Origin of the sequence: Streptomyces sp. NPDC126499, from assembly GCF_040302485.1 — a bacterium.
Taxonomy (GTDB): Bacteria; Actinomycetota; Actinomycetes; order Streptomycetales; family Streptomycetaceae; genus Streptomyces.
This window is the reverse complement of the sequence record NZ_JBEOUO010000005.1, coordinates 132,900-158,146: the sequence shown is the minus strand read 5'-3', so window position 1 is coordinate 158,146 and position 25,247 is coordinate 132,900. Positions and strand designations below refer to the sequence as shown.

General features: G+C 73.8%; 22 protein-coding genes and 1 pseudogene. 18 read left to right on the top strand and 5 right to left on the bottom strand.

Translation table 11 applies throughout. From position 1 onward, the window contains the following. Positions 1–38 precede the first annotated feature (38 nt). A complete protein-coding gene (locus ABTZ91_RS09245; protein ID WP_352076512.1) occupies positions 39–902 on the bottom strand; it encodes an SCO6745 family protein in 864 nt (287 codons plus the stop codon). Between the two features lie 514 nt (positions 903–1,416). Between ABTZ91_RS09245 and ABTZ91_RS09240 the strand changes: the two genes are divergently transcribed. Together ABTZ91_RS09240 and ABTZ91_RS09235 are read left to right on the top strand one after the other, a co-directional pair. Then, positions 1,417–2,388, top strand: coding sequence for a DJ-1/PfpI family protein (locus ABTZ91_RS09240; RefSeq protein WP_352076511.1), 972 nt, complete (start codon positions 1,417–1,419; stop codon positions 2,386–2,388). A gap of 14 nt (positions 2,389–2,402) precedes the next feature. Next, complete coding sequence (locus tag ABTZ91_RS09235; protein ID WP_352076510.1) at positions 2,403–3,047, top strand: DJ-1/PfpI family protein; 645 nt, start codon at positions 2,403–2,405, stop codon at positions 3,045–3,047. Between the two features lie 37 nt (positions 3,048–3,084). Here the strand turns inward: ABTZ91_RS09235 and ABTZ91_RS09230 are convergent, their stop codons facing one another. Further along, a complete protein-coding gene (locus ABTZ91_RS09230; protein ID WP_352076509.1) occupies positions 3,085–3,828 on the bottom strand; it encodes an enoyl-CoA hydratase-related protein in 744 nt (247 codons plus the stop codon). Between the two features lie 64 nt (positions 3,829–3,892). Between ABTZ91_RS09230 and ABTZ91_RS09225 the strand changes: the two genes are divergently transcribed. Next, positions 3,893–4,552 (top strand): DUF308 domain-containing protein, encoded by a 660-nt coding sequence (locus ABTZ91_RS09225; protein ID WP_352076508.1) that lies wholly within the window; start codon positions 3,893–3,895, stop codon positions 4,550–4,552. A gap of 130 nt (positions 4,553–4,682) precedes the next feature. After that, a pseudogene (locus ABTZ91_RS09220) lies at positions 4,683–5,129 on the top strand (ATP-binding protein); the annotation flags it as partial. 142 nt (positions 5,130–5,271) lie between these two features. Here the strand turns inward: ABTZ91_RS09220 and idi are convergent. The 3 genes from idi to ABTZ91_RS09205 form a co-directional block, all read right to left on the bottom strand. Continuing rightward, on the bottom strand, positions 5,272–5,880 hold the full coding sequence (idi, locus tag ABTZ91_RS09215) for an isopentenyl-diphosphate Delta-isomerase (RefSeq protein ID WP_352076507.1): 609 nt from the start codon (positions 5,878–5,880) through the stop codon (positions 5,272–5,274). A 140-nt stretch (positions 5,881–6,020) separates the two neighbouring features. Continuing rightward, the gene (locus ABTZ91_RS09210; RefSeq protein WP_352076506.1) at positions 6,021–7,286 is read right to left on the bottom strand and encodes a bifunctional class I SAM-dependent methyltransferase/N-acetyltransferase; all 1,266 of its coding nucleotides are present in this window, start codon (positions 7,284–7,286) and stop codon (positions 6,021–6,023) included. Between the two features lie 250 nt (positions 7,287–7,536). Further along, positions 7,537–8,478 (bottom strand): cation diffusion facilitator family transporter, encoded by a 942-nt coding sequence (locus ABTZ91_RS09205; RefSeq protein ID WP_352076505.1) that lies wholly within the window; start codon positions 8,476–8,478, stop codon positions 7,537–7,539. 416 nt (positions 8,479–8,894) lie between these two features. Here ABTZ91_RS09205 and ABTZ91_RS09200 point away from each other — a divergent pair, with 416 nt between their 5' ends. From ABTZ91_RS09200 to ABTZ91_RS09135, 14 genes are all read left to right on the top strand, one after another. Next, a complete protein-coding gene (locus ABTZ91_RS09200; protein ID WP_352076695.1) occupies positions 8,895–10,700 on the top strand; it encodes a DUF5941 domain-containing protein in 1,806 nt (601 codons plus the stop codon). Continuing rightward, positions 10,697–11,446 (top strand): phosphocholine cytidylyltransferase family protein, encoded by a 750-nt coding sequence (locus tag ABTZ91_RS09195; RefSeq protein WP_352076504.1) that lies wholly within the window; start codon positions 10,697–10,699, stop codon positions 11,444–11,446. The genes ABTZ91_RS09200 and ABTZ91_RS09195 overlap by 4 nt, the downstream gene beginning before the upstream one ends. Further along, complete coding sequence (locus tag ABTZ91_RS09190; protein ID WP_352076503.1) at positions 11,434–12,495, top strand: iron-containing alcohol dehydrogenase family protein; 1,062 nt, start codon at positions 11,434–11,436, stop codon at positions 12,493–12,495. The genes ABTZ91_RS09195 and ABTZ91_RS09190 overlap by 13 nt, the downstream gene beginning before the upstream one ends. Then, positions 12,473–13,252, top strand: coding sequence for a CDP-alcohol phosphatidyltransferase family protein (locus ABTZ91_RS09185; protein WP_352076502.1), 780 nt, complete (start codon positions 12,473–12,475; stop codon positions 13,250–13,252). Before ABTZ91_RS09190 ends, ABTZ91_RS09185 begins: the two co-directional genes overlap by 23 nt. 11 nt (positions 13,253–13,263) lie before the next feature. After that, a complete protein-coding gene (locus ABTZ91_RS09180) occupies positions 13,264–14,148 on the top strand; it encodes a glycosyltransferase (RefSeq protein ID WP_352076501.1) in 885 nt (294 codons plus the stop codon). A gap of 50 nt (positions 14,149–14,198) precedes the next feature. Continuing rightward, entirely contained in the window at positions 14,199–15,128 is a 930-nt protein-coding gene (locus ABTZ91_RS09175) for an ABC transporter permease (protein ID WP_352076500.1), read from the top strand. Beyond that, positions 15,121–15,909: an ABC transporter ATP-binding protein gene (locus ABTZ91_RS09170; protein WP_352076499.1), complete on the top strand. Its 789-nt coding sequence runs from the start codon at positions 15,121–15,123 to the stop codon at positions 15,907–15,909. The genes ABTZ91_RS09175 and ABTZ91_RS09170 overlap by 8 nt, the downstream gene beginning before the upstream one ends. A 141-nt stretch (positions 15,910–16,050) precedes the next feature. Then, positions 16,051–16,713: a TetR/AcrR family transcriptional regulator gene (locus ABTZ91_RS09165; RefSeq protein WP_352076498.1), complete on the top strand. Its 663-nt coding sequence runs from the start codon at positions 16,051–16,053 to the stop codon at positions 16,711–16,713. Between the two features lie 337 nt (positions 16,714–17,050). After that, positions 17,051–17,971, top strand: coding sequence for a squalene synthase HpnC (gene hpnC / locus ABTZ91_RS09160; RefSeq protein ID WP_352076497.1), 921 nt, complete (start codon positions 17,051–17,053; stop codon positions 17,969–17,971). Continuing rightward, complete coding sequence (gene hpnD, locus ABTZ91_RS09155; RefSeq protein ID WP_352076496.1) at positions 17,968–18,918, top strand: presqualene diphosphate synthase HpnD; 951 nt, start codon at positions 17,968–17,970, stop codon at positions 18,916–18,918. Before hpnC ends, hpnD begins: the two co-directional genes overlap by 4 nt. Positions 18,919–19,624: 706 nt before the next feature. Then, positions 19,625–21,103 (top strand): hydroxysqualene dehydroxylase HpnE, encoded by a 1,479-nt coding sequence (gene hpnE, locus ABTZ91_RS09150; protein WP_352076495.1) that lies wholly within the window; start codon positions 19,625–19,627, stop codon positions 21,101–21,103. Next, on the top strand, positions 21,100–22,200 hold the full coding sequence (locus ABTZ91_RS09145; protein WP_352076494.1) for a polyprenyl synthetase family protein: 1,101 nt from the start codon (positions 21,100–21,102) through the stop codon (positions 22,198–22,200). Before hpnE ends, ABTZ91_RS09145 begins: the two co-directional genes overlap by 4 nt. Positions 22,201–22,318: 118 nt before the next feature. Then, positions 22,319–24,451, top strand: coding sequence for a squalene--hopene cyclase (gene shc / locus ABTZ91_RS09140; RefSeq protein WP_352076493.1), 2,133 nt, complete (start codon positions 22,319–22,321; stop codon positions 24,449–24,451). 167 nt (positions 24,452–24,618) lie between these two features. Next, the gene (locus ABTZ91_RS09135; protein WP_352076694.1) at positions 24,619–25,242 is read left to right on the top strand and encodes a 1-hydroxy-2-methyl-2-butenyl 4-diphosphate reductase; all 624 of its coding nucleotides are present in this window, start codon (positions 24,619–24,621) and stop codon (positions 25,240–25,242) included. Positions 25,243–25,247: the final 5 nt, after the last annotated feature.

The window sequence follows — 25,247 nt, the reverse complement described above, 5'->3', positions numbered from 1 at the left end:
GTCACCCGTCCGTGGCAACCGACCCGCCCCCTCGCCCCCTACGCCTTGCCGGTGAGGTCCGCCGGGAACGCGCCCGCGCCGACCGCCGTCACCAGGAAGCCCTTGGCCAGCTCGGTGAGCCGGGCCGTGCCGTCCGCGCCCAGGTGCTCGTACGGGGCGGCGTCCAGGCGGTCGGTCTCCTCCTCCAGGGCCTCGCGCAGCGCCGCGCCCGCCTCGGTGAGCTCGCCCTCCGCGTCGAGCAGCCCGCGCCCGCGCAGCCGTTCCACGGCCGCGTCCCAGTCGGCGCGCCGCCAGCCGCGGGTGCCCAGGACCCAGCGCGGAGCCATGCCCCGGCCGGTGGCGGTGTGGCTGGCCAGGGCCTCCACCGGGTCGAGTCCCGCGCTCAGCAGGGCCGCCAGGTGGCCGTCCCCGCGGTGTTCGCGCAGCAGCGTCGTGGCGTGCCAGAGCCGCAGGTGCGGGGCGTCGGGCACCGGCAGGTCCGCGTTGCCCGCGTACAGCGGGCGGGCGTGCCGGGTGCAGGCCTCGGCGGCGCGCAGGGCCAGCTCGGCCGCCTCGGCCATCTCGGCGGAGGCGAGGGCCTCCTCGCCGAGCAGCCGGCGCAGCGTGGCGTCCGCGGCCCGCAGCCGGGCGTCGAGGACGGCGGCGGGGGAGGCGGCCTCCCAGACGGCCGGCAGGTGCCGGGCGAGGAAGGCGTGGTTGTAGTTGTAGAAGGCCGCGGCGACCGTCCCGGGTCCCACGGCCCCGAGCGGCGCGCTGCGCGCGGCCAGCCGCGCGGCGCTCCGGTCCGTGACGCCGAGCCGCTGGAACTCGGCGTCGAGATCGGGCGAGAAGAACAGCGTCGCGTGCAGCAGGTTCACCGGGTGGGCGCAGCGGCGGCCCGCGCGGGGCGGCAGGTTCGTCATGAGGCCGCACCTTACCTACTGGTCGGTACGTGGGGTATCCCCGGGTCGCCCCGCGACCCCGCGGCCGGGCCGAGCGCCGCGTTCCGCCCTCCGGGCCGAGGGCCCTGCCCGCCCGCCGCTTGTCCGACCCGGCGCCGTCTGGCCCGCATGGCCCGGCCTGCACCGCCCCACGGGGCCTCGTCCGACCCCTGCCCGCCCCGCGGCCTGTCCGACCCGGCCCGTCTGGCCCGCCCGTCCCCGGCCGGTCCGCCCCGCCGTGCCCGCCCCGGCCGTCCGGTGAGTCCCGCCGCCGAGCGGTCGGCCCTGCCCGCCTCCGGTCGGCCCGCCCCGCCAGGCGTCGCCGAGCCCGCCCGCCGCCAGGCCGTCGGCCCCGCCGTGCGCGCCCGCCCGTCCGGCCAGTCAAGACGCCCCGGCCGACCGGTGCGGACGCCTGTCGGCGGGTCGGCACACCCATGGCAGGAAAGGTGGGCAGGACGTCATTGCGGCCATCCCCGCCGCCGCCAAGGATGGGCCCATGACGCAGCGACCCGTTCTCGTCGTCCTCTTCGACGGCGTGCAGAGCCTCGACGTCACCGGTCCCGTGGAGGTGTTCGCCGGTGCCGGTCGTGCCGCGGGGCGGCGGGCCGGGTATCCGATCCGGACCGCGTCGCTGGACGGCGGCCCGGTCCGGTCCTCCAGCGGACTGCGGCTGCTGCCCGACACCACGCTCGCGGACGCCGTGGCCGACGGACCCCCGCACACGCTGCTCGTGCCCGGCGGCGAGGGAACCCGCGCGCCCGACCCGGCGCTCGTCGACTGGCTGCGCGCCCACGCGCCCCGGGCGGAGCGGCTGGTGTCGGTGTGCACCGGGGCGCTGCTGCTCGCGGAGGCCGGGCTGCTCGACGGGCACCGTGCCACCACGCACTGGGTCGCCTGCGACCACCTCGCCCGCTGCTACCCGGAGGTCGACGTCGACCCCGACCCGATCTTCGTACGGGACGGCCGCCTGTCCACCTCCGCCGGGGTGACCGCGGGCATCGACCTCGCGCTCGCGCTGGTCGAGGAGGACCTGGGCCGGGACGCGGCCCTCACCGTCGCCCGCCACCTGGTCGTCTTCCTGCGCAGGCCCGGGAACCAGGCCCAGTTCAGCGCCCAGCTGGCCGCGCAGACCGCCCGGCGGGAACCGCTGCGGGACCTCCAGCAGTGGATCGCCGAGCACCCGGAGGCGGACCTGTCCGTCGAGGCCCTCGCCGCCCGGGCCCGGCTCTCGCCGCGGCACTTCGCGCGCGCCTTCCACGCCGAGACCGGCACGACGCCGGGCCGCTACGTGGACCGCGTACGCCTCGAACACGCCCGCAGGCTCCTGGAGGAGTCCGTCCAGGGCGTCCAGGAGGTCGCCCGCGCCTCGGGATACGGCACTCCGGAGGCGATGCGCCGCGCCTTCGTCAAGGCGCTCGGCACCGCCCCGGCGGACTACCGGCGCCGCTTCCACGCACCCGTCCGCTGAAAGGAATCACCGGCATGCAGATCGCCGTCCTGCTCTACCCCGGCTTCACCACGCTCGACGCCGTCGGACCGTACGAGATCCTCGGCCGGCTGCCCGGAGCCGAGACCGTCTTCGTCGCCAAGGAGCCCGGCCCGGTCAGGAACGACCAGGGCAGCCTCGCGCTCGTCGCCGACCATGCCCTCTTCGAGATCCCCCGCCCGGACATCGTGCTCGTCCCGGGCGGACCCGACTCCCGCGAGGCGATGAACGACCCGGAGATCCGGGCCTGGCTCCGCAGCGCCGACGAGACGAGCACCTGGACCACGTCCGTCTGCACCGGCGCCCTGATCCTGGGCGCCGCCGGCCTCCTGAAGGGCCGCCGCGCCACCACCCACTGGCTCGCCTACGAGGAGCTGCGCGCCCTCGGCGTCGAACCGACCGGCGAGCGGGTGGTCTTCGACGGCAAGTACGTCACCGCCGCCGGGGTCTCCTCCGGCATCGACATGGCGCTCCACCTGCTCGGCCGGATCGCCGGCGACGAGGCCGCGCAGACCGTGCAGCTCCTCACCGAGTACGACCCGCAGCCCCCGTACGACGCGGGCTCCCCGGAGAAGGCCCCGGCCCACCTCGTCGCCCGGTGGCGCGGCGTCAGGACGGACTCCCTGGCCACGGAGAGCTGAGCCGAAGCCCGTCCCCGAGGGGCCCGCCGCCGCGGGCTCAGCGCCCGTACGTGAAGCGGGCCGGGCGGCGCTCCAGGAAGGCGGCGACACCCTCCGCGGTGTCGCCGCTGCCGTGCGCCTGTCCGGCCCAGTGCGCGTCGCGGTCGGTGCGGCCGTCGGCGAACTCCTTGGCCGCGGCCTGGGTGAGCAGCGAGCGGGACACGAGGGTACGGGTGAACTCGGCGACCCGCTTGTCCAGTTCGCCCGCCGGGAGCACCTCGTCGACGAGACCGGTGCGCAGCGCCCGCTCGCTGTCGATCAGCTCGCCCGAGAACAGCAGGAACTTGGCTGCCGAGGGGCCGACGAGGGCGGTGAGGCGGCGGGTGGAGGCGGCCGGGTAGACGATGCCGAGCTTGGCCGGGGTGATCCCGAAGCGCGCGCCCTCCTCGGCGAACCGCAGGTCGCAGGCGGCGGCGAGCTGGCTGCCGCCGCCGACGCAGTAGCCGCGGATCGCGGCGAGCGTCGGCTTGGGGAAGGCGGCGAGCGCCTCCTCGGCGCGGACCGCGAGGGCCTGCTGCTCGTCGCCCGGCTCGCGCAGCGTCGAGATGTCGGCGCCGGCGCAGAAGGTCTCGCCCGCGCCGGTCAGCACCAGGGCGCGCACCGCCGGGTCGGCGGCGAGCGGGGCGAGCAGCCCGGGCAGGGACCGCCACATGCCCGCGGTCATGGCGTTGCGTTTGGCGGGGTTGGCGATGACGACGGTGGCGACCTCGTCGGCGACGCTGACGGTCAGCTGCGGCTCCATGCGCCGGATGCTATCCGGGCCCCTGCTACGTACGATCGGCATGGGGGTGTGAGAGGAGACACTCATGGCCGGCAAGGACACGCCCCCGCGGCGGACGACGGACCGCACGAGTGACGAGACGGCCCGCGACGAGGGGCGAAGACTCAGCCGCAGTTTCGGCTGGCTGGCCGCCCTCGGCGTCCTGCTCGTGCTCGCGGGCGCCGTAGGGCTGGTCTACACCGGGGTCGCGACCCTGACCACCATGCTGCTCTTCGGCTGGCTGCTGCTGATCGGTGGGGTCGTCGGTCTGCTGCACGCCATCGAGTCGCGCGGCAGCAGCTACTTCTGGCTGGCGGTGGTGGTGGCCGCGCTGAACATCGCGGCGGGTCTGGTCGTCATCCGGAACCCGGAGGGCTCCGCCGAGGCGCTGACCATGTTCGCGGCCCTGCTCTTCCTGACGGGCGGGGTGTTCCGCCTGGTCGGCAGCGTGGTGGTGCGCGGCCCGCAGTTCGGCTGGACCCTGTTGCAGGGCGCCTTCGGGCTGCTGCTCGGTCTGCTGGTGCTCTTCGACTGGCCGGACAGCAGCCGGTACGTCCTCGGGACGTTCTTCTCGCTGGCGCTGCTCTTCGACGGACTCGGCCTGATCGCGATGGGAGTGGGGGGCCGCCGTATCGTCAGTATGGTCACACCGGACGCCAATCTTCCGAAGTCGTCAGCGGAGGATCAGGAGCAGTCGAACAACTGACGTTGGCATACTCACCCGATCAGAAGTCGATCGATAAGTGTCGACTTCTGGTCAGTATCCCGAGCCGCACCGGCGGATTCCCAAGACTCGACCTGTGGCGACAATCGAGCACGAGGGCGGGAGCCGGACTATGGAGAGCCGCGGGAGCGTCCCCGCCCGGCCACCGTCCTACGAAGGGGTCTGGCGCTTCACCGCTCCCGCGGTCGACGTCTCCGTGCCGCAGGCCCGGCACGCGGTCCGCGACCTTCTCATCAGGCAGAGCGTCCCGGTCCACGACGACACCGTCCAGGGACTGCTCCTCATCGTCTCCGAACTGGTCACCAACGCGGTCAAACACGCCGCGCTGCTCTCGCCGGAGATAGCGGTGGAGGTCGCGATCGGGGCGGAGTGGGTCCGGGTGTCCGTCGAGGACAACCACCCCTACCGGCCCAAGGCCCTGGAAGCGGACTGGGGCCAGACCGGCGGGCGCGGACTGCTGCTCGTCCGGGAGATCGCGCTGGAGTCCGGCGGCGCCTGCGACGTCGAGCACACCGCGAGCGGCGGCAAGATCATCTGGGCGGCGCTGCCCCTGAACCCGTTCGTCCCGGGCGGGGCACCGCCCGGGACAGGGGTGCCGGGCGCGATGCCGGGACCGATGCCCGGTCTCGGCACCGTCGCGGGCACCGGCACCGGCACCATCGCGGCCACCGGCACCGGCACCGCGCCCGGAGTCCCCGGGGTCACCAGCCCCCGGACGGACCCGTCAGCTCCTTGATCGCCGGACGCGCCGCGTCGAGCACCGTCATGAACCAGGCGGAGAACGGCGCGGCCGCGTGGCGCTCGGCGAGCTCGGCCGCGGTCACGAAGGCGGTCTCCTCGACCTCCTCCGGGTCCGGCCGCGCTCCCGACTGCACCAGGCCGACGAAGAGGTGGTTGAACTCCTGCTCCACCAGGCCCGAGGCCGGGTCGGGGTGGTTGTAGCGGACCGTGCCCGCCTCCGCCAGCAGCGACGGCGAGACGCCCAGCTCCTCGAAGGTGCGCCGGGCGGCCGCCGCGAACGGCGCCTCGCCCGGGTACGGGTGGCCACAGCAGGTGTTCGACCAGACGCCGGGGGAGTGGTACTTGCCGAGCGCGCGCCGCTGGAGCAGCAGCCGCCCCGCCTCGTCGAAGAGGAAGACCGAGAAGGCGCGGTGCAGCTGCCCGGGCGCCTGGTGCGCGGCCAGCTTCTCCGCCGTACCGATCGTGACGCCGTCCTCGTCGACCAGTTCGAGCATGATCGGCTCTTCGGCCGCGATCGGCCGGGCGCCGTTCGAGGAGCTGTGGGCCACGGGGGCTGGTGTGGTCGGCATACCCATCCTTCGCTTCGGTCCTCGCCCTGAGGGGCGACCTCAGTCTGCCGTACAAAACCGGCTTGTCCGTACTTCGGCGGCCGGACATGGCCGCTCCCACCGCACCGGAGTACATCCGGCGCGGCGGGAGGGCGCTCGTGTCAGACCCCGAAAGCCGCCGGATACGAGATCGTGCCCCTGGCCACGGCCCCGGAACCGTCGAGATCGAGGGCCATCATCGCCTCGTCGGGCACCTCGAAGGCTGGCTTGATCCCATACGCGGACGCACGTACGAACCCGAACCGTGGGTAGTACTCCGGGTGGCCGAGCACGAGCACCAACCGCTCCCCGCGCAGCCGCGCCGCGTCGAGCACGGCCCGTACGACGGCCTCCCCGGCGCCCTGGCGCTGGCGCTCCGGAGCGACCGCGACGGGCGCGAGTGCCGCCGCCGGGACGCCGTCCACATGACAGCGGGTGATCAGGGCGTGCGCGGCGACGGTGCCGTCCGGTGCCTCCGCGACGTACGAGAGGCCCGGCAGCCACGCCTCCGGGTCCCGCCGCAGCGCGTCCACCAGATCCGCCTCCGCCTCGGTCGGGAAGGCGCCGGCCTCGACCCGCCGTACGGCCGCCAGGTCGGCCGCCGTCTCCGGACGGGTCCGCCAGCGCGGATCGGCGGGCCGCAGGACGTACCCCGTGTAGCCGTAGTCGCCGCCGTGCGCACGGCGCAGCTCCAGCTCCTCCCGGGTCGCGGCCAGCGCCGCCGCCATCCCGGGCGCCGCCGGGTCGGCGGCCGCGGCCCGCGCCGCGAGCGGGCCGTAGTACTCGTCCCAGTCGCTCTCGGGCTGCCGTACGGTCCCGAGGACGTGATAGCCGGCGGCGACGGCCGCGGCCGTGTTCTCCGCGGTGGTACGGAGCCGGTAATGCCGTTCCCAGAAGGCGCGGGCCACCGGGCCCGGCTCCTCGGTCGTCCACTCGCACTCGGTGAGGACCAGGGTCCCTCCGGGCGCGAGCAGGCGGCGCCACTCGGCGAGCGCCCGGTCGAAGCCGATCGCGTAGGCCGAGCTCTCGGCCCAGACCAGGTCGAAGGCGCCGTCGGGCAGCTGCTCCAGGGCGCCCATGTCGGCGCGCAGGGTGCGGACGCGGCCGTCGAGCCCACGGGCGGCGGCGGCCTCCCGCAGCTCGGCCAGGAACGGCTCGTGCAGGTCGACCGCGGTCACCTCCGCGCCCGCCTCGGCGGCGAGCAGCAGCGCGGAGCGGCCGGGACCGCAGCCGAGGTCGAGCACGCGCGGGCGCGCGGGCAGCGGGCCGGCCAGGGTGAGGAGCCGACGGGTGGTGGTGTCGGAGCCGGGGCCCTGCCGCGGCAGACCGTGGTGCAGGGCGAAGAAGGCGTCGCGAAGCGACTCGGTGGTGATGTCGTTGTCGGACAACGTGGGAATCCCTTGGTGGAAGGGGGCCCCGGCCGACGAAGGAACGTCGGGACCGACGAGGAACGTCAGAGCCGACGAGGAACGTCAGGAACGACGAGTACGTCAGGAGCGACGCAGAACGTCGGATCGGCCGGAGACCCGGGAGCTGGGGCTGAACCGGGCGCCGCCGCCGTGGGCGGCCACCATCGCGACGGTCATCAACCTCAGCTCCTCTCCCTGCCACGTCTGTCGCGCCCAGGCTAGCAGCCGCTCACAGGCAGAGCTTGGCCTCGTGCTCGGCGTGACCGGCCGGCTCCAGCTGGAAGGTGCAGTGCTCGACGTCGAAGTGGGAGCCCAGGCACCCCTGGAGGTCGTGCAGCATCTTCTCGTGGCCCACCGCGTCCAGGGTGTCCTGGGTGACGACCACGTGCGCGGACAGCACCGGCATCCCCGAGGTGATCGTCCAGGCGTGCAGGTCGTGCACGTCCTCGACGCCCGGGAGATCCAGTATGTGCTGGCGCACCTCGGCCATGTCGACGCCCTTCGGCGCGGCCTCCAGGAGCACGTCCAGGGTCTCCCGCAGCAGTTTCACCGTGCGCGGGACGATCATCAGACCGATCACGATCGAGGCGATCGGGTCCGCGTACTGCCAGCCGGTCAGCAGGATGACGCCCGCGGCGACGATCACCGTCACCGAGCCGAGCGCGTCGGCGAGGACCTCCAGATAGGCGCCCCGCACGTTCAGGCTCTCCTTCTGGCCGCGCATGAGCAGCGAGAGGGAGACGATGTTGGCGACCAGGCCGACCAGGGCGAAGGTGATGGCCAGTCCGCCGCGGGTCTCGGCCGGCTCGACGAACCGCTGGATCGCCTCGTACAGCACATAGCCGCCGACCCCCAGCAGCAGCAGACAGTTCGCCAGTGCCGCGAGGATCTCGGCGCGCGCGTAGCCGAAGGTGCGGTTGCCCGTGGGCGGCCGGTTCGCGAAGTGGATGGCGAGCAGGGCCATCGCGAGGCCGACCGCGTCGGTCGCCATGTGGGCCGCGTCGGCGATCAGGGCGAGCGAGTCGGCGAGGATGCCACCCACGATCTCGATCACCATCACGGAGAGCGTGATGCCGAGTGCGATCCGCAGTCGGTTCCTGTACGCCAGGGCCGCGGTGCCGCTCGGCGGCGGTCCGCCGTGGCTGTGCCCGTGATCGTGTCCAGCCCCCATGACAAGGCCTCCCGGTCGTGTCGACGACGTGCTCGGTGGTGTCCCCGGTGCGCAAGTGAACTACGGGTGGGGGGTATGCGCAACACGGTACTGAACACCGTTGTCATATGCTCTGACCTGCGGTTATGTGGATCGGACGGGGTATGGCCGAAACCCTGCGCCCGGGGGGCCTCCCGGGCGGTTTGGAGGCTGGGCCGCCGATCACCCATGATGATCACGACAGCATCAGGCGCACCCGTGCGGACGCGAGGCGGCCCGGGGGAGGCCGTGCCGCGAAACCTCGGTGAACTCGCGCTTGTCGCATCCGATAGCCTCAGCCGACGTGCCGCCGCCCGGTGCCGGGCCGCCTCGCCGCGCCCGGGGCCGTGCCATGGGCCCCGCCGGCCCGTCCGCCAGCTCCAAGGAGTGAGTTCGCCCTGTCGACCGCCATCCTCACCGGTCCGCCGGTACCCGGATCGTCGCTCGACGCCGATCTGCGGTCCCTCGGCTTCCACGTCGAGATCGCCTCGGGCCCCCACGAGACGGGCACTCTGCTCGCCCGGGTGCCCGCCGACCGGCGCGTCGCCGTCGTGGACCCCCGCTTCGTCGGCCACCTCCACGCCCTGCGGCTCGCCCTCACCGACCCTCGCTTCCCGGCCGCCGCCGCGCCCGGCGTCCTCACCGCGCAGCCCGAGGCCCGCCCGGCCCTGGCCCGCGCGCTCGCCGCCGCCGCCGTGCCCGCGGGCGCGCCCGCCACCGTGGCGGTCCTCCCGGACACCCTCGCCGCCGCGCTGGACGCCGACGGCGTCGCCGTCCACCGGCCGCAGCTCGGCACCCTCGTCGCCGCCGTGCCCGACGACCCCGAGGCCCGCCACCGGGCGCGCGCCGCCGTCGACGCCGTCGACGAGGAGGCCGTACGGCTGCGCTCCGCCGTCAAGGCCCACGACGGCTTCTTCACCACCTTCTTCATCAGCCCGTACTCGCGCTACATCGCCCGCTGGTGCGCGCGCCGCGGACTCACCCCCAACCAGGTCACCACCGCGTCGCTGCTCACCGCGCTGCTCGCGGCCGGCTGCGCCGCCACCGGCGACCGCGCCGGCTACGTCGCGGCCGGCGTGCTGCTCCTGGTCTCCTTCGTCCTGGACTGCACCGACGGGCAGCTCGCCCGCTACTCGCTGCAGTACTCGACGATGGGCGCCTGGCTCGACGCCACCTTCGACCGCGCCAAGGAGTACGCGTTCTACGCCGGGCTCGCCCTCGGCGCCGCCCGGAACGGCGACGACGTGTGGTTCCTCGCGCTCGGCGCCATGGTCCTCATGACCTGCCGGCATGTCGTGGACTTCTCCTTCAATGAGGCGAACGCCCAGAGCGCGGGCGCCACCGCCAAGACCAGCCTGGCGCTGTCCAACCGGCTCGACAACGTCGGCTGGACCGTCTGGGCCCGCCGCATGATCATCCTGCCGATCGGCGAGCGCTGGGCGATGATCGCCGTCCTCACCGCCGTCACCGCCCCCCGGATCGTCTTCTGGGCGCTGATCATCGGCTGCGCCTTCGGCGCCTGCTACACCACCGCCGGCCGGCTGCTGCGCTCGCTCAGCCGCACGGCGCCCCGCACGGACAGCGCCGCCCAGGCGCTGGCGGACCTCGCCGACTCCGGCCCGCTCGCCGAGGCCGTGGCCCGTATCACCGCCCGCCGCGCCCGTGCCGGATTCCTCGCGCCGCTGCTCGCCGCCCTCGGCGCGGCGGCCGTCCTCGTCACCGCCGCCCTCACCGGCCCCGGCTGGGCCGTCGTGGCCGCCGCCGGCGGTCATGTCCTGCTCTCCGGCCTCGCCGTCGCCGCCCCCCTCAAGGGCCGGCTCGACTGGCTCGTCCCGCCGGTCTTCCGCGCCGCCGAGTACGGCACGGTCCTGCTGCTCGCGGCCGAGGCCGACGCCGCCCAGGCCCTCCCCGCCGCATTCGGGCTGGTCGCGGCGGTCGCCTACCATCACTACGACACGGTGTACCGCATCCGCGGCAACGCCGGCGCGCCGCCGGCCTGGCTGGTGCGCACCATCGGCGGCCACGAGGGACGCACGCTCGTGGTGGCCGTACTCGCCGCTCTGGCGGCGAATCGCGGCAACGACTTCACCTCGGCGCTCACCGCCCTCGCGGTCGCCGTGGGCCTCGTGGTGCTCGTGGAGTCGGTCCGCTTCTGGGTCTCCTCCGGAGCACCCGCCGTACATGACGAAGGAGAGACAGCATGATTGGCCTCGTACTGGCAGCCGGTGCCGGACGGCGTCTGCGCCCCTACACCGACACGCTCCCGAAGGCCCTCGTGCCCGTGGACCCCGCCGGTGACGGTTCTCTCACCGTGCTCGACCTCACGCTGAAGAACTTCGCCGAGGTCGGCCTCACCGAGGCGGCCATCGTCGTCGGCTACCGCAAGGAGGCCGTGTACGCGCGCAAGGAGGCCCTGGAGGCGAAGTACGGCATCGCGCTGACCCTCATCGACAACGACAAGGCCGAGGAGTGGAACAACGCCTACTCCCTGTGGTGCGCGCGTGAGGTCCTGAAGCGCGGTGTGATCCTCGCCAACGGCGACACCGTCCACCCGGTCTCCGTCGAGAAGACCCTGCTCGCCGCCCGCGGCGACGGCCAGAAGATCATCCTCGCCCTCGACACGGTGAAGAACCTCGCCGACGAGGAGATGAAGGTCGTCACCGCCGACGGCAAGGGCGTCCGGAAGATCACCAAGCTGATGGACCCGGCCGACGCCACCGGCGAGTACATCGGGGTCACCCTCATCGAGGCCGAGGCCGCCGAGGAGCTCGCCGACGCCCTGAAGACCACCTTCGAGCGCGACCCCGACCTCTACTACGAGGACGGCTACCAGGAGCTCGTCAACCGCGGCTTCACCGTCGACGTGGCGCCCATCGGCGACGTCAAGTGGGTCGAGATCGACAACCACGACGACCTGGCGAAGGGCCGTGACATCGCGTGCCAGTACTGACCCGGCTCATTCCGTCGCCGGTCGTCGTCGACATCCGCGGAGGGGCGCTGGACGACCTGTCCGCGCTCCTCGCGGATAGGCGGATCTCCAGCAACGGGCGGATCGCCGTCGCCATCAGCGGTGGCTCCGGCCTGAAACTGCGTGACCGCTTCGCCGCCGAGCTCCCGGACGCCGACTGGTACCCGGTGGCGGGCGGCACCATCGACGAGGCCGTCAAGCTCGCCGACGCCATGCGCGGCAAGCGCTACGACGCGGTCGTCGCGCTCGGCGGCGGCAAGATCATCGACGTGACCAAGTACGCGGCGGCCCGGGTCGGCCTGCCGCTCGTCGCCATCGCCACCAACCTGTCGCACGACGGCATCTGCTCGCCGATCTCCACCCTGGACAACGACAACGGCCGCGGCTCCTACGGCGTCCCGACCCCGATCGCGCTGGTCATCGACCTCGACGTGATCCGGGACGCGCCGATCCGCTACGTCCGCTCCGGCATCGGCGACGCCATCTCCAATCTCTCCGCCATCGCCGACTGGGAGCTGTCCCACCGCGAGACCGGCGAGAAGGTCGACGGCCTGGCCGCCGCCATGGCCCGCAGCGCGGGCGAGGCGGTGCTGCGCCACCCCGGCGGCGTCGGCGACGACGACTTCCTCGTCACCCTCTCCGAGGGCCTGGTGATGTCCGGCATCGCCATGTCGATCAGCGGCGACAGCCGCCCCTCCTCGGGCGCCTGCCACGAGATCAGCCACGCCTTCGACCTGCTCTACCCGACCCGGGCGGCCAGCCACGGCGAGCAGTGCGGCCTCGGCGCCGCCTTCGCCATGCACCTGCGCGGGGCCCGCGAGGAGTCCGCCCAGATGGTCCAGACCCTGCGCCGGCACGGCCTGCCCGTGCTGCCCGAGGAGATGGGCTTCACCGTCGACGAGTTCGTACGGGCGGTGGACTTCGCCCCGCAGACCCGGCCCGGCCGCTTCACCATCCTCGAACACCTCGACCTGTCCGCCGACGAGATCAGGGACGCATACGCCGACTATGCAAAAGCCATCGGTAGCTGAGCTCCGCCCGGTCGTCCACCCGCCGGGTGTGAAGGACCGGCGGAGCGGCGAACACTGGGGCGGCCGCCTGTACATGCGGGAGATCTCGCTGCGGATCACCCGGCACCTGGTGCACACCAGGGTCACGCCGAACCAGCTCACGTACGTGATGACCCTCGCCGGTGTCCTCGCCGCTCCCGCGCTGCTGATCCCCGGGATCCCGGGGGCGCTGCTCGGCGTGCTCATGGTCCAGCTCTACCTGCTGCTCGACTGCGTCGACGGCGAGGTGGCCCGCTGGAAGCAGCAGTTCTCGCTCGGCGGCGTCTACCTGGACCGGGTCGGCGCGTACCTCTGCGACGCGGCCGTCCTCGTCGGCTTCGGCCTGCGCGCCGCCGACCTGTGGGGCGGCGGCCGGATCGACTGGCTGTGGGCCTTCCTCGGCACCCTGGCCGCGCTCGGCGCCATCCTGATCAAGGCCGAGACCGACCTCGTCGGCGTCGCCCGCCACCAGGGCGGCCTGCCGCCGGTCAAGGAGGCCGCCTCCGAGCCGCGCTCCTCCGGCATGGCGCTGGCCCGCCGGGCCGCCGCCGCGCTCAAGTTCCACCGCCTGATCCTGGGGATCGAGGCCTCCCTGCTGATCCTGGTCCTCGCCGTCGTCGACCAGGCCCGGGGAGACCTGTTCTTCTCCCGGCTCGGCGTCGCCGTCCTGGCCGGCATCGCCCTGCTGCAGACGGTGCTGCACCTGGTGTCGATCCTCGCCTCCAGCAGGCTGAAGTGAGGGCGCCCGTCATGACCGCACCGATGAAGCTGGGCGCCGTCATCATCACCATGGGCAACCGGCCCGACGACCTGCGGGCGCTGCTCGACTCGGTCGCCAAGCAGGAGGGCGACCCGATCGAGGTCGTCGTCGTCGGCCAGGGCGTCGAGATCACCGGCCTGCCCGACGGCGTCCGCACCGTCACCCTGCCCGAGAACCTCGGCATCCCCGGCGGCCGCAACGTCGGCATCGAGGCCTTCGGCCCCGGCGGCAGCGACGTCGACGCCCTGCTCTTCCTCGACGACGACGGCCTGCTCGCCAACACCGACACCGCGGAGCTGATCCGCCAGGCCTTCACCGCCGATCCGCGCCTCGGCATCATCAGCTTCCGGATCGCCGACCCCGAGACCGGACTCACCCAGCGGCGGCACGTGCCCCGGCTGCGCGCCTCGGACCCGATGCGCTCCTCCCGCGTGACCACCTTCCTCGGCGGCGCCAACGCGGTGCGGACCAAGGTGTTCGCCGAGGTCGGCGGCCTGCCCGACGCGTTCTTCTACGCGCACGAGGAGACCGATCTCGCCTGGCGCGCCCTCGACGCCGACTGGATGATCGACTACCGTTCCGACATGGTGCTGCTGCACCCCACCACCCCGCCCTCCCGGCACGCGACGTACCACTACAACGTGGCCCGCAACCGGGTGTGGCTGGCTCGCCGCAATCTTCCCGCGCCCCTGGTGCCGGTCTATCTCGGCGTGTGGCTGCTGCTCACCCTGGCACGGCGACCCTCCGTACCCGCTCTCAAGGCCTGGTTCGGCGGTTTCCGGGAGGGCTGGACGGCCCCCTGCGGACCTCGGCGACCCATGAGGTGGCGTACGGTGTGGCGGCTGACCCGACTGGGACGCCCGCCCGTCGTCTGACATCGTGGTACCCGACTTGCCGCGCATCTTGAACACGAAAGTTTCGACTTGTGAGTGACACATCCCGGGACGGTGGGGTCGTGACGAGCACCCGACCGTCCGTCGACGACGGCCTGAGCCCGGCCGAGCTGGCCGCGAAGTACGGTCTGTCCGTCAGCGGAGCCCGGCCGGGGCTCGTGGAGTACATCCGCCAGCTGTGGGGCCGGCGCCACTTCATCCTGGCCTTCTCCCAGGCGAAGCTCACCGCCCAGTACAGCCAGGCCAAGCTCGGTCAGCTCTGGCAGGTGGTGACGCCCCTGCTGAACGCGCTGGTCTACTTCCTGATCTTCGGTCTGATCCTCGACGCGGACCGGGGCATGTCACGTTCGGTGTACATCCCGTTCCTCGTGACCGGTGTGTTCGTGTTCACCTTCACCCAGAGCTCGGTGATGGCCGGCGTCCGCGCGATCTCCGGCAACCTCGGCCTGGTGCGGGCGCTGCACTTCCCGCGGGCCTCGCTGCCGATCTCGTTCGCGCTCCAGCAGCTCCAGCAGCTGCTGTTCTCGATGGTCGTGCTCATCGTCATCGCCGTGGCCTTCGGCAGCTACCCGGCCCTGAGCTGGCTGCTGATGATCCCCGCCCTGGTGCTGCAGTTCGTCTTCAACGCCGGACTCGCCATGATCGTGGCGCGGATGGGCGCCAAGACGCCCGACCTCGCCCAGCTGATGCCGTTCATCATGCGTACCTGGATGTACGCGTCCGGCGTGATGTTCTCCATCCCGGTGATGCTGAAGGACCAGCCCGCCTGGATCGCCGACCTGCTGCAGTACAACCCCGCCGCCCTCCACATGGACCTGATCCGGTTCGCCCTGATCGACGGCTACGGGTCCTCGAACCTCCCGCCGCACGTCTGGGCCATCACCGTGGCCTGGTCCGTGGTGATCGGCGTCGGCGGCTTCATCTACTTCTGGAAGGCCGAGGAGAGGTACGGCCGTGGCTGACCACGACACCCAGGACCGCGTGCCCACCGTCATCGCGGACAACGTCCACATCGTCTACCGGGTCAACGGCGCCGCCGGCGGCAAGGGCAGCGCCACCGCCGCCCTGAGCCGCATCCTCCGCCGCCGCAAGGGCGAGACCGAGCGCGGTGTGCGCAAGGTGCACGCCGTGCGCGGGGTCTCCTTCACCGCGTACCGCGGCGAGGCCATCGGCCTGATCGGCACCAACGGCTCCGGCAAGTCGACCCTGCTGCGCGCCATCGCCGGCCTGCTGCCCACCGAGAGCGGCAAGGTCTACACCGACGGCCAGCCCTCGCTGCTCGGCGTCAACGCGGCGCTGATGAGCGACCTGACCGGTGAGCGCAACGTGATCCTCGGCGGCCTCGCCATGGGCATGAGCCGTGACGAGATCAAGAGCCGCTATCAGGACATCGTCGACTTCTCCGGCATCAACGAGAAGGGCGACTTCATCTCCCTGCCCATGCGGACCTACTCCTCCGGCATGGGCGCCCGGCTCCGCTTCGCCATCGCGGCCGCCAAGCAGCACGACGTCCTCATGATCGACGAGGCCCTCGCGACCGGTGACCGCAAGTTCCAGATCCGCTCCGAGGAGCGCATCCGCGAGCTGCGCAAGGAGGCCGGCACGGTCTTCCTGGTCAGCCACAGCAACAAGTCGATCCGCGACACCTGCGACCGCGTGCTCTGGCTGGAGAAGGGCGAACTGCTCATGGACGGCCCGACCGACGAGGTCATCGCCGCCTACGAGCGCGAGACCGGAAAGTAGCCCCGGGTCTCCATCCCGCCGTGCGACCGCCCCCGCCGACCCGATCGGCGGGGGCGGCCCCGTGTCCGGAAGCGTGCGGTCATCGCCGGTCGGGAGACCGCCTGGAATGTTCATGCGGTCAACATCGGGCAGGATGAGCGCATGGCAGCGATCTCGGGAGGCAAGACCTACCACCACGGCGATCTGCGCAACGCCCTCATCTGCGCGGCCGTCGACCTCGCCACCGAAGGAGGCCCCGAACGGGTCGTACTCCGCGAGGCGGCCCGTCGCGTCGGCGTCTCGCCCACCGCCGCCTACCGGCACTTCGAAGGCCGCGGCGACCTCCTCGCGGCCGTCCGTGACCACGCCCGGCGGGCCCTCGCCGACGCCATGGAGCGGACCGCCGCCCGCGCCCCGGGCGCCGACGATCCCGTCCTCGCCGCCGAAGCCCGGCTCGCCGCCCTCTGCCGCGGATACGTCGACTTCGCCGTCGCCCAGCCCGGCCTCTACCGCTCCGCCTTCACCGACCTCCGCACCCCCGCCGACGACGCCGGCCTCCCCGGCCCGGCCGGCGACGACTCGGGGGCCTGCGCCGCCGAGGTGCGCGCGTTCTCCCTGCTCACCGACGCGCTCACCGCACTCGCCGCCACCGCCCGCCCGCCGCGCGCCACCCGCCCCGCCGCCGAGGCGGCGGCCTGGTCGGCCGTGCACGGACTGTCCCTCCTCCTGCTCGAAGGGCCGCTGCGCCGCCTGCCCGCCCAGCGCAGGGACGACGTCGTCGAGTCCACCCTCGCCATGGTCGTCTCCGGCACCCGCGCGCCGTGAACACCGCCTGACCGAAGGTGTCCGTCAGGTGAACTTCCTTGCCCGCCGGGAAGGTTGGCGTGTCCCGCGCCGTCGTGACCGGGCGCCCGACCCACCGGTGGGGCCCCGGCGCGGCACGAAGCCTCGTACAACGTAAGCTGTACCGGTCTGTTTCGCGGCAAGTGGGGCGATACCCCCAGGTGCCCGGCCACCGGGCACCGAGCCACGTGCAGGGGTCGGCGGCGTGTCCGAAATAGGATGTTTTGGATCCGCAGTGTAGAACGGGAGATGTGACGGCCATGACGCAGAATCTCCAGCTCCACGAGGGTGTCGCCGTCCCCGCGTCGGGCAGCGGCCGGTGACGGGAACCCGGCAGGTGCGCCCCGACGCCTCCTCGCACACCACACTCGGCAAGGCCGCGGACGAGAACTTCCCCGTGGCCCCCTTCTTCCTGCCGCGGGCCTGGCGCGACGACCTGATGGCCGTGTACGGCTTCGCCCGCCTGGTCGACGACATCGGCGACGGCGACCTCGCCCCCGGCGGCGCCGACGCCCGCCACCTCGGCGTCGCCCCCGAGCACGCCGAGGACCGGCTCGCCCTCCTCGACGCCTTCGAGACCGACCTCATGCGCGTCTTCGACCCCGCCGGCCGAGCCCCCCGCCATCCGCTGCTGCGCGCCCTCGGCCCCACCGTCGAGCGCTGCCGGCTCACCCCGGAGCCGTTCCTCGGCCTCGTCGCCGCCAACCGCCAGGACCAGCTGGTCCGCCGCTACGAGACCTACGACGACCTCCTCGCCTACTGCGAGCTCTCCGCCAACCCCGTCGGCCGGCTCGTCCTCGCCCTCACCGGCACCGCCACCCCGGAGCGGATCCGCCGCTCCGACGAGATCTGCACCGCGCTGCAGATCGTCGAGCACCTCCAGGACGTCGCCGAGGACCTCGCGCGCGACCGGATCTATCTGCCCGCCGAGGACCTGAAGCGGTTCCACGTCACCGAGGACGACCTCGCCCGCCCCACCGCCGGCGCCTCGGTGCGCGCCCTGATCGCCTTCGAGGCGGACCGGGCCCGCGCCCTGCTCGACGCCGGCGCCCCGCTCGTCGGCAGCGTCCACGGCCGGCTGCGTCTGCTCCTCGCCGGCTTCACCGCCGGCGGACACGCGGCGCTCGACGCGATCGCCGCCGCGGGCTTCGACGTGCTGCCCGGGCCGCCCAAGGCCGCCAAACGGAGTCTGATGCGCCGGGCGGGCGCCGTCCTGCTCACGGCGCGGAGAGAGGGGTGAGCCGCACCGTGGAGGGACAGCCGCAGCCGTCCGCGCCGGTCCAGGCCGCGTACAGCTACTGCGAGGCCGTGACCGGAGGTCAGGCCCGTAACTTCGCCTACGGGATCCGGCTCCTGCCGACCGAGAAGCGCCAGGCCATGTCGGCGCTCTACGCCTTCTCGCGCCGGGTCGACGACATCGGCGACGGACTGCTCCCGCCCGCCGAGAAGAAGGACCGGCTGGAGGCCACCCGCACGCTCCTCGGCCGGATCCGGGCCGGGGAGATCGAGGAGGACGACACCGACCCCGTCGCCGTCGCCCTCGCCGACTCCGCCCGCCGCTTCCCCCTCCCGCTCGACGGGCTCGACGAGCTCATCGACGGCGTCCTCATGGACGTGCGCGGCGAGACCTACGAGACCTGGGACGACCTCAAGGTCTACTGCCGCTGCGTGGCCGGCGCCATCGGCCGGCTCTCCCTCGGCGTCTTCGGCACCCAGCCCGGCGCGCCGGGCGCCGAGCGCGCCCCCGAGTACGCCGACACGCTCGGCCTCGCCCTCCAGCTCACCAACATCCTCCGCGACGTCCGCGAGGACGCCGGCAACGGCCGCACCTACCTGCCGGCCGACGATCTGGCCAAGTTCGGCTGCTCCGACGGCTTCGCCGCCGCCACCCCGCCCGCCGGATCCGACTTCGCGGGCCTCGTCCACTTCGAGGTCCGCCGCGCCCGCGCCCTCTTCGCCGAGGGCTACCGGCTCCTGCCGATGCTGGACCGCCGCAGCGGCGCCTGCGTGGCCGCCATGGCCGGCATCTACCGCCGCCTCCTCGACCGCATCGAACGCGATCCCGAGGCCGTCCTGCGCGGCCGGGTGTCGCTCCCCGGCCATGAGAAGGCCTACGTCGCCGTCCGCGGCCTCTCCGGCCTCGACACCCGCCACCTCGCCCGCCGCACCCCCCGGAGGCCCGTGTGACGCGCGCCCCGGCCCCGGCCCGCCGGGGAACCGGCTCCAGGGCGGCCGGGCCCGGTGGCCCGGAGGTCTTGGGCGTGGTGGCGTCGGGTGGCCGCCCCGGGGTTGTCGTGGCGGGCTGCTCGGTGCCGGTGCGGGCAGGCTCGGGGGGCGCCGTCGTGGCCGTCGTGTCCGGTGGCCCGGAGGTCCTGGGCGCCGTGGCTACGGGTGTCCGCCTCGGGGTTGTCGTGGCGGGCTGCTCGGTGCCGGTGTGGGCAGGCTCCCCGGGCGCCGTCGTGGCCGTCGTGTCCGGTGGCCCGGAGGTCTTGGGCGCCGTGGCTACGGGTGTCCGCCGCCGTTCTGTCGTGGTCGGCCGCCCGGCTGCCGGGGGGAGTGCGACCGGTGCCCTCGGCTCCGTGGCGGTACGGGCCGGAGCGCGCGTGGTGGCCGGATGTGGCCGCGCGGTCGGGGCCGGGGCCGGCGCGTTCGGTGTGCCGAGGCGTGGTCCGCGCGCCGGGCGCAGTACGGTGCTCCGGCGTGCGGTCGGCAGGACGCCCGGGGCGAACGGGCCCTGCGGCGTCCCGCTCGGGGCCGCGCACGCGACGGGCTGCCCGGACGGCGGCCTCCGGGCGCTCGCCGGTCCCGCCGGCGCCGCGCCGTCCCGGACACCCGGGACAACCCGTGGGCGCGGCTCCGCGTCCCTGAGCACGACACTCCGAGGGGAGGCCGCATGACCGCCGACGAGGGCCGCGCCGCGGCCGAAGACATCCAGCCGGTCCGGCCCGGCCACGGAACCGTCAGGCCCGCCGGACCGGCCGGCACCGGGCACGGGGGCGGCTCGCGACCGCACGCCGTCGTCGTCGGCGGCGGGCTCGCCGGGGTGACCACCGCCCTGCAGCTGGCCGAGGCGGGCGTGCGCGTCACCCTGCTCGAAGGCCGGCCCCGGCTCGGCGGACTGGCGTTCTCCTTCCAGCGCGGCGAGCTGTCCGTCGACAACGGCCAGCACGTCTACCTGCGCTGCTGCACCGCGTACCGCTGGTTCCTCGACCGGATCGGCGGCGCCCACCTCGCCCCCGTACAGCCGCGGCTCGACGTGCCCGTGCTGGACGTCGCCCACCCGCGCGGGCCACGGCTCGGGCGGCTGCGGCGCACCGCCCTGCCCGTGCCGCTGCACCTGGCGCACAGCCTCGCCACCTACCCGCACCTCTCGCTCGCCGAGCGTGCCGGCGTCGCCCGCGCCGCGCTCGCGCTGAAGAAGCTCGACCCCGCCGACCCGGCCCTCGACGGCATCGACTTCGCCACCTGGCTCGGCCGCCACGGCCAGTCCGCCCGCGCCGTCGAGGCCCTGTGGGACCTGGTCGGCGTCGCCACCCTCAACGCCACCGCGCCGTACGCCTCCATGGGCCTGGCCGCGATGGTCTTCAAGACCGGGCTCCTCTCCGAGCCCGGCGCCGCCGACATCGGCTGGGCACACGTCCCGCTCGGCGAACTCCACGACACCCTCGCCGGCAAGGCCCTGGACTCCCTCGGCGTCCGCACCGCGCTGCGCACCAAGGCCGAGCGGATCAGCCGCACCGACGACGGCCGCTGGGCCGTCCAGGTACCGGGGGAGACCCTGGAGGCCGACGCGGTCGTGCTCGCCGTACCGCAGCGCGAGACCCGCGAGCTGCTTCCCGACGGCGCCCTCGACGACCCCGACCGGCTCCTCGACATCGGCACCGCCCCCATCCTCAACCTGCACGTCGTCTACGACCGCAAGGTGCTGCGCCGGCCCTTCTTCACCGCGCTCGGCTCCCCGGTCCAGTGGGTCTTCGATCGCACCGAGTCCTCCGGCATGACGGGCCCCGGCCAGTACCTGGCCGTCTCCCAGTCCGCCGCCCACGACGACATCGACGAGCCCGTCGCCGCGCTGCGCGAGCGTTACCTCCCGGAGCTGGAGCGCCTGCTGCCCGCAGCCCGCGGCGCCGGTGTCAGGGACTTCTTCGTCACCCGCGAGCGGACCGCCACGTTCGCCCCGACCCCTGGCGTCGGCCGGCTCCGCCCCGGCGCCCGCACCCACGCACCCGGCCTCCACCTGGCCGGCGCGTGGACCGCCACCGGCTGGCCCGCGACCATGGAGGGTGCCGTCCGCAGCGGCTTCAGCGCCGCGGCCGCCGCGCTCTTCGCCCTCGGCCGCCATTACGACCATCCGCTGCAGGAGGCGGCATGAGTGTGAGTACCGGAACAAGAGGAGAGACCGTGCCGACTGCGCCCCCGGGAGATCCGGCCGTCGACACCGCGGATGTCGCCGCACTGCTGGAGCGGGGCCGAGCCCTGTCCACGCCCGTCCTGCGGGCGGCCGTCGACCGCCTCGCGCCGCCCATGAACACCGTGGCCGCCTACCACTTCGGCTGGATCGACGCCCACGGCAGGCCCGCCGACGGCGACAGCGGAAAGGCCGTCCGCCCCGCGCTCGCCCTCATCTCCGCCGAGGCGGCCGGCGCCGCCCCCGAGGTCGGCGTCCCCGGCGCCGTCGCCGTGGAGCTGGTCCACAACTTCTCGCTGCTGCACGACGACCTGATGGACGGCGACGAGCAGCGCCGCCACCGCGACACGGTGTGGAAGGTGCACGGCCCCGCCCAGGCGATCCTGGTCGGCGACGCCCTCTTCGCCCTCGCCAACGAGCTGCTGCTGGAGATCGGCACCGTCGAGGCCGGCCGCGCCACCCGCCGGCTGACCACCGCCACCCGCAAGCTCATCGACGGTCAGGCGCAGGACATCTCCTACGAGCACCGGGAGCGGGTCACCGTCGAGGAGTGCCTGGAGATGGAGGGCAACAAGACCGGCGCCCTCATCGCCTGCGCCGTCTCCATCGGTGCCGTCCTCGGCGGCGCGGACGACCGCACCGCCGACAAGCTGGAGGAGTACGGCTACCACCTGGGCCTCGCCTTCCAGGCGATCGACGACCTCCTCGGCATCTGGGGCGACCCGGTGGCCACCGGCAAGCAGACCTGGTCCGACCTGCGCCAGCGCAAGAAGTCGCTGCCGGTCGTCGCCGCCCTCGCGGCCGGCGGCCCGGCCTCCGAGCGGCTCGGCGAACTGCTCGCCGCCGACGCCAAGAGCATCGACTTCGACTCCTTCTCCGAGGAGGAGTTCGCCACCCGCGCGGCCCTCATCGAGGAGGCCGGCGGCCGCGAGTGGACCTCTCAGGAGGCCCGCCGTCAGCACGCCACCGCCATCGAGGCCCTGCACGCGGTGGACCTGCCGGCCCACGTCCGGGCCCAGCTCACGGCCCTGGCCGATTTCGTCGTCGTACGGAAGAGATGATCACCATCGCTCTGATATGAGTTCGCAGTCGCCGGCCGGTGCCCTCCGGCGCCGGCCGACGGCAGACCCGAAGAAGCAGACGTACGCGGAAGTACACCGACTGCACGAAGGGGAAGCCATGACAGCGACGACCGACGGAAGCGCCGGGCCCATGGGACCCCGGGCAGCCGCGGCCAGCGAAACGACCACCGACGCCGCCGCCTCGGAGACGGGCGTCCTCGACGGGCCCACCCAAGCGGGTGTCCTCGACGGGCCTCCGGAAGCACGCGTCCTTGACGGGCCCGTACAGGCGGGTGTCCTCGAAAGCCCCCGGCAGGCGGGCGTCCTGGGCCCGCCCCTGACGGCGGGCGGCCTCGACGAGGCCGCCGCCAGGGCGGCGCAACGCTCGATCGAGCACCTCCTCGGCCGGCAGGACGCCGAGGGCTGGTGGAAGGGCGACCTGGAGACCAACGTCACCATGGACGCCGAGGACCTGCTGCTGCGCCGGTTCCTCGGGATCCTCGACCCCGACACCACCCGCGCCGCCGCCCTCCACATCCGCGGCGAACAGCGCGAGGACGGCACCTGGGCCACCTTCTACGGCGGACCCGGCGAACTGTCCGCCACCATCGAGGCCTACGTCGCCCTGCGGCTCGCCGGAGACCCCCCGGACGCCCCGCACATGGCCCGCGCCTCCGCCTGGATCCGGGCGCACGGCGGCATGGCCGAGGCCCGTGTCTTCACCCGCATCTGGCTGGCACTCTTCGGCTGGTGGCGCTGGGAGGACCTGCCCGAGCTGCCGCCCGAGCTCATCTTCCTGCCGAGCTGGTTCCCGCTGAACATCTACGACTTCGGCTGCTGGGCGCGGCAGACGATCGTGCCGCTCACCGTCGTCTCCGCCAAGCGGCCGGTGCGGCCCGCACCCTTCCCGCTGGACGAGCTGCACACCGACCCGGCCCGCCCGAATCCCGGCAAGCCCCTGGCCCCCGTGGCCAGTTGGGACGGCGTCTTCCAGCGCGTCGACAAGGGCCTGCACCTCTACCGCAAGATCGCCCCCCGACGGCTGCGCAAGATCGCCATGGACGTCGCCGCCCGCTGGATCGTCGAGCGGCAGGAGAACGACGGCTGCTGGGGCGGCATCCAGCCGCCGGCCGTCTACTCGGTGATCGCCCTCCACCTCCTCGGCTACGACCTCCAGCACCCCGTGATGCGGGCCGGCCTCGAATCCCTCGACCGGTTCGCCGTGTGGCGCGAGGACGGCGCCCGCATGATCGAGGCCTGCCAGTCCCCGGTCTGGGACACCTGCCTCGCCACCATCGCCCTCGCCGACGCCGGCGTCCGCCCCGACCACCCCGCGCTGGTCAAGGCGGCCGACTGGATGCTCGGCGAGGAGATCGCCCGCAAGGGGGACTGGGCGGTGCGACGGCCCGGACTGCCGCCGGGCGGCTGGGCGTTCGAGTTCCACAACGACAACTACCCCGACATCGACGACACCGCCGAGGTCGTCCTCGCGCTGCGCCGGGTCCGGCACCCCGATCCCGAGCGGCTGGACGCGGCCGTCGCCCGCGGTGTCCGCTGGACCCTCGGCATGCAGTCGAGGAACGGCGCCTGGGGCGCCTTCGACGCCGACAACACCAGCGCCTTCCCCAACCGGCTGCCGTTCTGCGACTTCGGCGAGGTCATCGACCCGCCCTCGGCCGACGTCACCGCCCATGTGGTCGAGATGCTCGCCTACGAGGGCAAGGCACGGGACCCCCGCACCCGCCGGGGCATCGAGTGGCTGCTGGCCGAACAGGAGCCCTGCGGCGCCTGGTTCGGCCGCTGGGGCGTCAACTACGTCTACGGTACGGGCTCGGTCGTCCCGGCCCTGACCGCCGCCGGCCTGCCCACCGGCCACCCGGCGATCCGGCGGGCCGTCGCCTGGCTGGAGTCGGTGCAGAACGAGGACGGCGGCTGGGGCGAGGACCTGCGCTCCTACCGCGAGGAGCGGTGGATCGGCCGCGGCGCCTCCACCGCCTCACAGACCGCGTGGGCGCTGATCGCCCTGCTCGCGGCCGGCGAGCGGGAGTCCGCCGCGGTCCGGCGGGGCGTCGCCTGGCTGGTGGAGACGCAGAGGGAGGACGGTTCCTGGGACGAGCCGTACTTCACCGGCACCGGCTTCCCCTGGGACTTCTCCATCAACTACCACCTCTACCGCCAGGTCTTCCCGCTCACCGCGCTCGGTCGCTATGTGAACGGGGAGCCCGTGCTGCACGGCCTGGAGGGCGGCTGATGGCCGAGGAGCCGGCCGGGACCACCGGCGCGGCGGCGGGCGGCGAGCCGGCCGGGGCGGCTGGGGCCGCCGGCGCGGCGGACAGCGGCGGGACCGCTGGAGCCGCTGGGACGACCGGGACTCCTGGGACCACCGGGGCTCTCGCCCCCGGCCCCGCACCGGCCGCCGTGCCCCCGCTGGTCATCGCCTGTGCCCTCGGCATCGAGAAGCTGGCCCTGCGCAGCGGCGACCGGGGCACAGCGCCCGCGCCCGTCACCGTGGTGCGGACCGGAATGGGCCCGGCGCAGGCGCGCCGGGCCGTCTCCCGCGCCCTGGAGCGGGAGGCGTGGCGCGACGCGGCCGTCATCGCCTCCGGCTTCTGCGCGGGGCTCGCTCCGGGCATGCACCCCGGCGACCTGATCGTCGCCGAGGAGACCCGCGGCCCCGACGGCGTCACCCCCTGCGTGGGCACCGAGCTCCTGGTGAAGGCGCTCACCCGCGCCGTGCCGGGCCGGACCGTCCACACGGGACCCCTGACCGGCTCCGACCACGTGGTGCGCGGCCCGGAGCGGGCCGCGCTGCGGGCCGGCGGGGCGATCGCCGTCGACATGGAGTCGGCCGCCACCCTGCGTACCGCGACGGCGACCGGACCCCGCCCGGTGGCGGCCGTACGGGTGGTCGTGGACGCCCCGGAACACGAACTGGTCCGGATCGGCACGGTACGCGGGGGAATATCGGCGTTCCGCGTCCTTCGTGCCGTCCTTCCCGCATTCTTCGAATGGCACCGTTCTTTGCTGCTCCCCAGGAGGTGAGCGAG

Excerpts from the sequence above, each read along its gene's own strand:
- ABTZ91_RS09245 (WP_352076512.1), bottom strand. The coding sequence starts at position 902 with ATGACGAACCTGCCGCCCCGCGCGGGCCGCCGCTGCGCCCACCCGGTG.
- ABTZ91_RS09240 (WP_352076511.1), top strand. The coding sequence starts at position 1,417 with ATGACGCAGCGACCCGTTCTCGTCGTCCTCTTCGACGGCGTGCAGAGC.
- ABTZ91_RS09235 (WP_352076510.1), top strand. The coding sequence starts at position 2,403 with ATGCAGATCGCCGTCCTGCTCTACCCCGGCTTCACCACGCTCGACGCC.
- ABTZ91_RS09230 (WP_352076509.1), bottom strand. The coding sequence starts at position 3,828 with ATGGAGCCGCAGCTGACCGTCAGCGTCGCCGACGAGGTCGCCACCGTC.
- ABTZ91_RS09225 (WP_352076508.1), top strand. The coding sequence starts at position 3,893 with ATGGCCGGCAAGGACACGCCCCCGCGGCGGACGACGGACCGCACGAGT.
- idi (WP_352076507.1), bottom strand. The coding sequence starts at position 5,880 with ATGCCGACCACACCAGCCCCCGTGGCCCACAGCTCCTCGAACGGCGCC.
- ABTZ91_RS09205 (WP_352076505.1), bottom strand. The coding sequence starts at position 8,478 with ATGGGGGCTGGACACGATCACGGGCACAGCCACGGCGGACCGCCGCCG.
- ABTZ91_RS09195 (WP_352076504.1), top strand. The coding sequence starts at position 10,697 with ATGATTGGCCTCGTACTGGCAGCCGGTGCCGGACGGCGTCTGCGCCCC.
- ABTZ91_RS09185 (WP_352076502.1), top strand. The coding sequence starts at position 12,473 with ATGCAAAAGCCATCGGTAGCTGAGCTCCGCCCGGTCGTCCACCCGCCG.
- ABTZ91_RS09180 (WP_352076501.1), top strand. The coding sequence starts at position 13,264 with ATGACCGCACCGATGAAGCTGGGCGCCGTCATCATCACCATGGGCAAC.
- ABTZ91_RS09165 (WP_352076498.1), top strand. The coding sequence starts at position 16,051 with ATGGCAGCGATCTCGGGAGGCAAGACCTACCACCACGGCGATCTGCGC.
- hpnE (WP_352076495.1), top strand. The coding sequence starts at position 19,625 with ATGACCGCCGACGAGGGCCGCGCCGCGGCCGAAGACATCCAGCCGGTC.
- ABTZ91_RS09145 (WP_352076494.1), top strand. The coding sequence starts at position 21,100 with ATGAGTGTGAGTACCGGAACAAGAGGAGAGACCGTGCCGACTGCGCCC.
- shc (WP_352076493.1), top strand. The coding sequence starts at position 22,319 with ATGACAGCGACGACCGACGGAAGCGCCGGGCCCATGGGACCCCGGGCA.